Genomic DNA, 6,575 nt, shown 5'->3' with positions numbered 1-6,575 from the left:
GTTCGACGCCGACGGCCAAGCCAACGGCAGCATCACCGCGCCCGGCGCCGCAGCGAAGATGCCGCTGTCCATCGTGGGCCAGGCGCCGGATGGGACGCATGGCGGGTTCTGGCTCTGAGGCCGGCCCCCGAATCGGCATGCATCCGGAAAAGAACCGCGCTTGCGCCTGCGCGGTTCTGGCCTGATTCACTGCCACGGCATGCCCGCGGCCATGCATTGCAATGCGTTTCGGTAAGAAAGGGTGCCTATGCGACCGTCCGTTTGATCCAGTGGGGAGCGGCCAAGGCAGGCCGAAAAGTGAAGGCTGTCCGATTCACTTTCATGCGCAACCCGCAACAGTCATTGCAGTTTTAGCACCTGGAAAAGCGACATTTTCCTTAAAAATAAAAGAGTTATAGCGTTCGGCGCCAGGTCACCGGGATATGCGCAAGTGGTTTGGTGATGAAAGCCAGCAGATTCGCCCATCTGCTGGCTTTTTCTTTTCTGCGTCATCGATCATGCTCCGGCCCTGGCTCAGGCCGTTGCCGTGAGGTCTGGAGTTCCTGCTTTTCCTGCTCTCGGCCACGGCTGAAATCGGCCGTCTCCCCGGCGTTCAAGCGGCTCTGAACGTGGTCCATGACCGACTGAATGCCGGCCTCTTGCGCCTCGGGCTTGCCCGGCATCTTCGATTCAAAATAAGCCGCTGCTGTGTGCATCGTCTCGTATGCATCTTTCAGCTCTGGATATTCTTTCAAGGCTTCCCGCTCGGTCATCTGCTCGAAGGCCACAGCACGGCTTGGCCGTACTGCATCGCGCAGTAGATCGGGCAAGGCCCGATTACCTTCCAGTCTGTCCTGTGTGCTCAGGATTTTTCGCATGGCGCTTTCATTCTGGACGTGCGGCTTCGCCAGCCCATTCACGATGAGGTCGCGGGCGATGTACAAAAGATCGCGCCCGACATCACTACGGCCGAACCGCTCCCAATCGACTTCATAGCCAGCTTCCTTGGCAAGCTGCTTGGTGAAGGTGCGAAGCGTGCGGCTGTTGCCGTCGCTAAACGGGTGAACATAATCCAGCTCTGCATAAATCTTGGCGAACCGTGCCGTGAATTCGGACGTCTTCAACCCGCGCAGTGCGTCGGGCTTGGCCGATTCAAGCACCTTGTCCAGCCGGTCCGTGGCGGCATCGCCCATGCGCGAGTAAGCGACGTAAAACGAACCTCCCACGGTTGATAGGCCGCGCTGCTTCATCCAGTCCACGCCATCGGGCACCGGCTTGCGGAATTCGCCCGGCGTCACGTCACCAAAGCCAGCGCCCGGCAAGTCCTGAAAGATGCGTCGGTTGACCTCCTTCAAATGCTCGGCATCGAAGTTGCCGCGCACCGGCTCCAGCTCAAGCTGAAAAACCCGCCTGAACGTGTTATCGGCTTCGAGCTGCTGCCGCAGTTCGGCCGTCAACGCTTTAGCGGCTGTGGGCTTGTTCTGCATCGGGCTTCACTTTGACGAAAAGGTCGGCGAGTTGGATTTCACCCTTGATGAATTGGCGCGCGCCGGCTTCTGCCTCGGCGGAAGGCTTGAAGCCTTCCAAGCCAACGGACGCACGGGCGAAGTTCACGGCCTGTTCGCGGCGCCGGCTTTCGGCCGGGGAAATGGCATCGTTAACCGGTCTGTTGGCACGCGCGCGCGCTTCGATCACATAGGCCCGCATGAGTTCGCGCAGCACCTGGGCGGCCGGGCGGTCTTCCAGCAAAGCGGCATTGGAAAACTCGGCACGCAATTCCGGTTCAATCCGGAACGTCATTTGAACTTCTTTGGACATGTTGTGTACCTCTTTCAAAAAAATGGCAATTTGGCGTATAAGCCGGCCTCCATTTTAATGTATGTACATTGCACAGGTCACCCAGTGTGTGGCGTTGTTGCATAAATCGACCTTCGAAGATGCCCCTCCCCAAGAACACCCATTCAGGTGATGCGCACGCACTGGCTGGAACGCCGGAACTACCGTGGTAGCGCCAAGTGAACCTTGATTGCATCCTCGATGGCCAACCTATCCGCTTTGGATAACGTACCCATCTGGCTTTTGAGCCGCGACTTATCGGCAGCCATGAGCTGATCAGCCATCGCCTTGCTACTTTGGCCGCCAGCAGTAACCACCGCTTCGCCTGGGTACTGCTGCCCCGTGTTGCTGGTCAGCGGCACGACCACCACCCGCGCCAGATTTCGATTGGCTGCATCGTTGCTCACGATCACCGCCGGGCGCGTCTTGCGGATTTCGCTGCCAACTGCCGGGTCGAACTCGACCCACCATACTTCACCGCGCTGCATCGGCCATATCTCCGGCAAGGGCGTTGCACCATTCCATCGCTTCGGCCTCGCGCACCATGTCGGCAGCCATCGCCCGGTAGCCGTCATCAAGTGACGTATCCACCACGTGCGGCCTCAGCAAGTCCTCAATGAACTGGCTCATCTTCCGCCGCCCTACCGTCCGGTAAAGCCCCTCATAAACCGCCTCATCAAGCGTGATCGTCATTTTCCGGCGCATACCCACCTCCTCTACACTGAATACGTATTACATCCCAACACGCTAGCCGATCGAACCCATCCGACCCGCCCTGCCCTCCCGGGCGGGAGTCAGCAGCAACCCGTTGGTGCTCAGCTACACCGAAGCCAATAGCCCGGACGGGGCAGCGCTGGACGGCGTCATCACCGCGCCCGGCGCCGCAGCGCAGATGCCACTGTCCACCGTGGGTCCGGCACCGGACGGGGCGCATAGCGGGTTCTGGCCCTGAGGCCAACCTCCCCCGAGTCGGATCCGATCTCTGCGGCCATGGCCTGCCTCTTGCGCAGCGCCGGGGTTTCCAGCGGCTGCCCGGCGATCGAATGGATGGATGGACGCATAACGTACATTTTCAGATAGAAAATTTCAACTTAACACGTATGATGCGCGGCATGTCGGGCTACCCCTCCTTCGCATGCATCGTCTCAACCCAAGCGTTGGTCGGGGCTTGGCACGGCTTGAACGCCGTGCCTCCGGGGGCCGGCGGGGTAATGACCCCCTCGGGAGCCTGGAGATCGGAAATCGCCGCTTGGCGTGCGCCGCCACAGGAGCACAACGCCTCCGGAACCAGACCCGCAAACAGACTCTGCCCACCGGAGCCCCCGCTGTTCACAAGGGCCATGCACCCAACCCCCGTCCCCCGCACCCATCCCTGAAACACCATGACGACCGATACCACGACACCAGACACCACGGCCCCGCAGCTGATCACCACCGGCGCCACGCGCCCCACGGCCAGCGGCAACCAGTTGGTGCTCCGCTTTAGCGACGCGAGCAACCTGCACGCGGACCCGGCCCGCAAACCGGCCCCCGGGGACTTTGCGGTGCTCGTCGCTGGCACCCCGAATGCCGTCACCGCAGTCGCCGTGGACGGGGCGGCCAAGACCATCACGCTCACGCTGACCACCGCCGTGACAGTTGGCCAGACCGCGACCGTCGCCTACACCGACGGCACACCCAGCGACACCAGCGGCATACAGGACGCAATCGGCAACCGCCTGCCCGACTTTGCAGCCACGGAGGTGAATACGACACCCGACACCACGCCCCCGCTGCTCAGCAGCGCCACGGTCAACGGCAACCAATTGGTGCTCACGTACACCGAAGCCACCAGCCTGGACGCGGCCGCGCTCACGGGCAATGCAGGCTTTGCGGTAAGCGGCCACGGCGCGGACGGCACCGCCCCCATTGCCTACGGAGTCTTCAGCGCCGTGGTGAATGCAACGGCCAAGACCGTCACGCTGACGCTGAAAGCCCCCGTGCTACACGGTCAGAGGGTGACCGTCAGCTACACCAAGCCGACGACCGGCCCTGGGGTGCAGGACGCTACCGGCAACGAAGCCGCGAACTTGATCGACCAGGCCGTGGCCAACAACACGTCCGCGGAAGCAGACACCACGCCGCCGGTGTTCCGTAGCGCCACGGTCAACGGCAACCAGTTGGTGCTGACCTACACCGAGGCAAACAACCTGGAAGGGGCAGCGCGCACGGGCAGCGCGGGCTTTGCGGTGAACAGCGCCGAGGGCGCGGCCATCCCCGTCACCGGCATCGTGGTGAACGCAACAGCCAACACCGTCACACTGACACTGGGCCGCGCCGTGACCCACACGGAGCGGCTGACCGTCAGCTACACCAAGCCCGGGGGCAACGACGTGGTGCAGGACGCTACCGGCAACGACGCGGCAAACCTCAGCAACGAGGCCGTGAGCAACGACACGCCCATACCGGAGACCGTGCCCCCGGAGCTTGGCGACGTCACGGTCAACGGCGACCAGTTGGAGCTCATCTACGCCGATGAAAACAAGCTCGACGCCCACCACACCGCGCCCGCGTCGGCGTTTGCGCTCAGCAGTTCCAGCGATGACGTGGCCATCCGCGTGCGCAGCGTTGCCGTCACGGGCAAGACCGTCACGCTCACGCTGAGCCGCGCCGTGGCCAGCGACGAGGTGCTCACGCTCAGCTACACCAAGCCGGCGGGCGACAACGTAATACAGGACGCGGCCAGCAACGACGCGCCAAGCTTCGGCAAGCAGGACGTGGAGAACCTCACGCCCGAGCCCACACCCGCGTTAGCGCCCACACCCAAACCAGACCCCGCGCAGCCAAACCAAACCCCGTCGCACTCAATGCGGACAGCGACGGCGTGTCCGACACACAGGAAAGGCAGGCCATCGGCCCCAGGGGCTCCGCCCGCGGCGACGGCAACGACGACGGCATTGCGGACAGCGCGCAGGCCGCAGTCGCCTCCTTCAGCGCCAAGATCAGCGGCAGTCCCGGCACCTCGGTGACCCTGGTCGCAGACAGCCAGGGCGGCAAGGTCACCTCCGGCAGCCACGCCCGCATCACCAGCCTGGAGCAAAAGACGGCACCCGCCGAGACACCCCAGGCGCTGGAGACACCCATCGCGCTGACCAGTTTCCAGGCCACGCTGGAGACCACCGGCAGCACCGAGACCTTCAGCCTGTACGTGGACCCGAAAATCGGCGCCAACGGCTACTGGCTGCAAGACCACGGCGGCACCACCTGGGTGAACCTGGCGAGCAGCCCTTATGGCGGCAAGATGGTGAACGAAGGCGGGCGGCTGCGGCTCGACTTCTCGATCACCGACGGCGGCCCGTTCGACGCCGACGGCGAGGCCAACGGCAGCATCACCGCGTCCGGCGCCGCAGCGCAGATGCCGCTGTCCATCGTGGGCCAGGCGCCGAACGGGGCGCAGGACGGGTTCTGGCTCTGAGGCAAGCCATCCCCCGAGTCGGGTCCGCCCCGCGCTGAGCCCCGCCAAATTGGCAGGGGTTCAGACCATTCAAGAAACCATTCACGGCCTTCCCCGGGGACTGCGCACGCCGCCCAGGGTCCGGGCCGCATTGCCGGCCCGGCACGTCGGAGCCGGCCGCCTGGCGCGCGCCGCCAGAGGGCTGCAATGCAACGCGGCCCCAACTTACAGATGTTGCTTGCCATGCGCGCGGTACTTACGACACTTCACTTCCGGAGACATCCGTTGAGAAAGACCTGTGTATAACGAATTGGCCCACCCCGTCCCACGCACGCCCAGCACGGAGACACCATGGCCGATACCACCCCATCCGACACCACGCCCCGAGAGCCCAACAGGGAGCTCGACGCCACCATCACGATCGCCGACAGCGCGCTCACCGCGGGCGAGACCACCACCGTCACCTTCACCTTCAGCGAACCCGTCAACGGCTTTGACACCGGAGACATCTCGTGCACCAACGGCACGCTGAGCCGGCTCACGGCCAACGCCGAGCACACGATCTGGACGGCCACCTTCACGCCCACGACCAACATCAACGCCCCGTCGAATGTCCTCAACGTAGACCTCGCCGGGGTGACCGACAACGCTGGCAACCCCGGCGAGGGTGAAGCCACCAGCGCCAACTACTCCGTGGACACCCGGGATACCGTGGCTCCGCTGCTCCACAGCGCCACGGTCAACGACAACCAGTTGGTGCTCAGCTACACCGATGCAAACATGCTGGACGCCAGCCACACCGCATCCGCATCGGCCTTTGCGCTAAGCAGTTCCAGCGCTGCAGCCATCAGCGTGAGCAGCGTTGCCGTCACGGGCAAGACCGTCACGCTGACGCTGAGCCGCGCCGTGACCAGCGACGAGGCGCTCACGCTCAGCTACACCAAGCCGGCGACCGGCGAGATACAGGACGAGGCGGGCAACGACGCGGCGGACTTGCACAACCAGGTCGTGGACAACCGCACGCCCGAACCCAAACCCGACGTGCTCAATGCGGACAACGACGGCGTGCCCGACGCGCAGGAAGATCAGGCCATCGGCCCCAGGGGCTCCACCGGCGACGGCAACGGCGACGGCACCCAGGACAGCGCACAGGCCGCAGTCGCCTCCTTCAGCGCCAAGACCAGCAGCGGTTCCGGCACCTCGGTGACCCTGGTCGCCGACAGCCAGGACGGCAAGCTCCCCTTGGGCAGCAACACCCGCATCACCAGCCTGGAGCAAAAGGCCGCGCCCGCCCAGACGCCCCAGGCACTGGAGACGCCCATCGCGC

Annotated in this window: 9 protein-coding genes; 4 read left to right on the top strand and 5 right to left on the bottom strand. The window is 64.2% G+C overall.

The window, feature by feature from the left end; all coding sequences use genetic code 11:
• Window positions 1–339 precede the first annotated feature (339 nt).
• The 5 genes from VTU_RS33995 to VTU_RS0120325 form a co-directional block, all read right to left on the bottom strand.
• Window positions 340–492 carry a hypothetical protein gene (locus VTU_RS33995; RefSeq protein WP_169315430.1) on the bottom strand — a complete coding sequence of 51 codons (153 nt, stop codon included), beginning with the start codon at window positions 490–492 and terminating at the stop codon, window positions 340–342.
• Window positions 489–1,466 carry a Fic family protein gene (locus tag VTU_RS0120345; protein ID WP_010108020.1) on the bottom strand — a complete coding sequence of 326 codons (978 nt, stop codon included), beginning with the start codon at window positions 1,464–1,466 and terminating at the stop codon, window positions 489–491. Before VTU_RS0120345 ends, VTU_RS33995 begins: the two co-directional genes overlap by 4 nt.
• Entirely contained in the window at window positions 1,441–1,797 is a 357-nt protein-coding gene (locus VTU_RS0120340; RefSeq protein WP_236610814.1) for an antitoxin VbhA family protein, read from the bottom strand. The genes VTU_RS0120345 and VTU_RS0120340 overlap by 26 nt, the downstream gene beginning before the upstream one ends.
• A gap of 179 nt (window positions 1,798–1,976) precedes the next feature.
• Complete coding sequence (locus VTU_RS0120330) at window positions 1,977–2,303, bottom strand: type II toxin-antitoxin system PemK/MazF family toxin (RefSeq protein WP_010108018.1); 327 nt, start codon at window positions 2,301–2,303, stop codon at window positions 1,977–1,979.
• Complete coding sequence (locus tag VTU_RS0120325) at window positions 2,290–2,508, bottom strand: DUF8778 family protein (protein WP_201766167.1); 219 nt, start codon at window positions 2,506–2,508, stop codon at window positions 2,290–2,292. The genes VTU_RS0120330 and VTU_RS0120325 overlap by 14 nt, the downstream gene beginning before the upstream one ends.
• 118 nt (window positions 2,509–2,626) lie before the next feature.
• On the opposite strand from VTU_RS0120325, the gene VTU_RS33990 reads away from it, so the two are divergent.
• The 4 genes from VTU_RS33990 to VTU_RS28940 form a co-directional block, all read left to right on the top strand.
• A complete protein-coding gene (locus VTU_RS33990; protein ID WP_169315429.1) occupies window positions 2,627–2,767 on the top strand; it encodes a hypothetical protein in 141 nt (46 codons plus the stop codon).
• Between the two features lie 430 nt (window positions 2,768–3,197).
• On the top strand, window positions 3,198–4,823 hold the full coding sequence (locus VTU_RS0120310; protein ID WP_029554606.1) for a SwmB domain-containing protein: 1,626 nt from the start codon (window positions 3,198–3,200) through the stop codon (window positions 4,821–4,823).
• Window positions 4,820–5,269 (top strand): choice-of-anchor U domain-containing protein, encoded by a 450-nt coding sequence (locus VTU_RS33985; protein WP_029554605.1) that lies wholly within the window; start codon window positions 4,820–4,822, stop codon window positions 5,267–5,269. The genes VTU_RS0120310 and VTU_RS33985 overlap by 4 nt, the downstream gene beginning before the upstream one ends.
• Window positions 5,270–5,599: 330 nt before the next feature.
• A partial coding sequence (locus VTU_RS28940; protein ID WP_010108011.1) for an Ig-like domain-containing protein occupies window positions 5,600–6,575 on the top strand: 976 nt, incomplete at its 3' end.

This window comes from Verminephrobacter aporrectodeae subsp. tuberculatae At4 (assembly GCF_000193225.1).
Classification (GTDB): domain Bacteria; phylum Pseudomonadota; class Gammaproteobacteria; order Burkholderiales; family Burkholderiaceae_C; genus Acidovorax; species Acidovorax aporrectodeae.
The sequence above is the reverse complement of the archived record's forward strand: the minus strand, read 5'-3'. Positions and strand labels throughout refer to the sequence as shown.

Excerpts from the sequence above, each read along its gene's own strand:
- VTU_RS33995 (WP_169315430.1), bottom strand. The coding sequence starts at position 492 with ATGACGCAGAAAAGAAAAAGCCAGCAGATGGGCGAATCTGCTGGCTTT.
- VTU_RS0120330 (WP_010108018.1), bottom strand. The coding sequence starts at position 2,303 with ATGCAGCGCGGTGAAGTATGGTGGGTCGAGTTCGACCCGGCAGTTGGC.
- VTU_RS0120310 (WP_029554606.1), top strand. The coding sequence starts at position 3,198 with ATGACGACCGATACCACGACACCAGACACCACGGCCCCGCAGCTGATC.
- VTU_RS0120340 (WP_236610814.1), bottom strand. The coding sequence starts at position 1,797 with ATGTCCAAAGAAGTTCAAATGACGTTCCGGATTGAACCGGAATTGCGT.
- VTU_RS0120325 (WP_201766167.1), bottom strand. The coding sequence starts at position 2,508 with ATGACGATCACGCTTGATGAGGCGGTTTATGAGGGGCTTTACCGGACG.
- VTU_RS0120345 (WP_010108020.1), bottom strand. The coding sequence starts at position 1,466 with ATGCAGAACAAGCCCACAGCCGCTAAAGCGTTGACGGCCGAACTGCGG.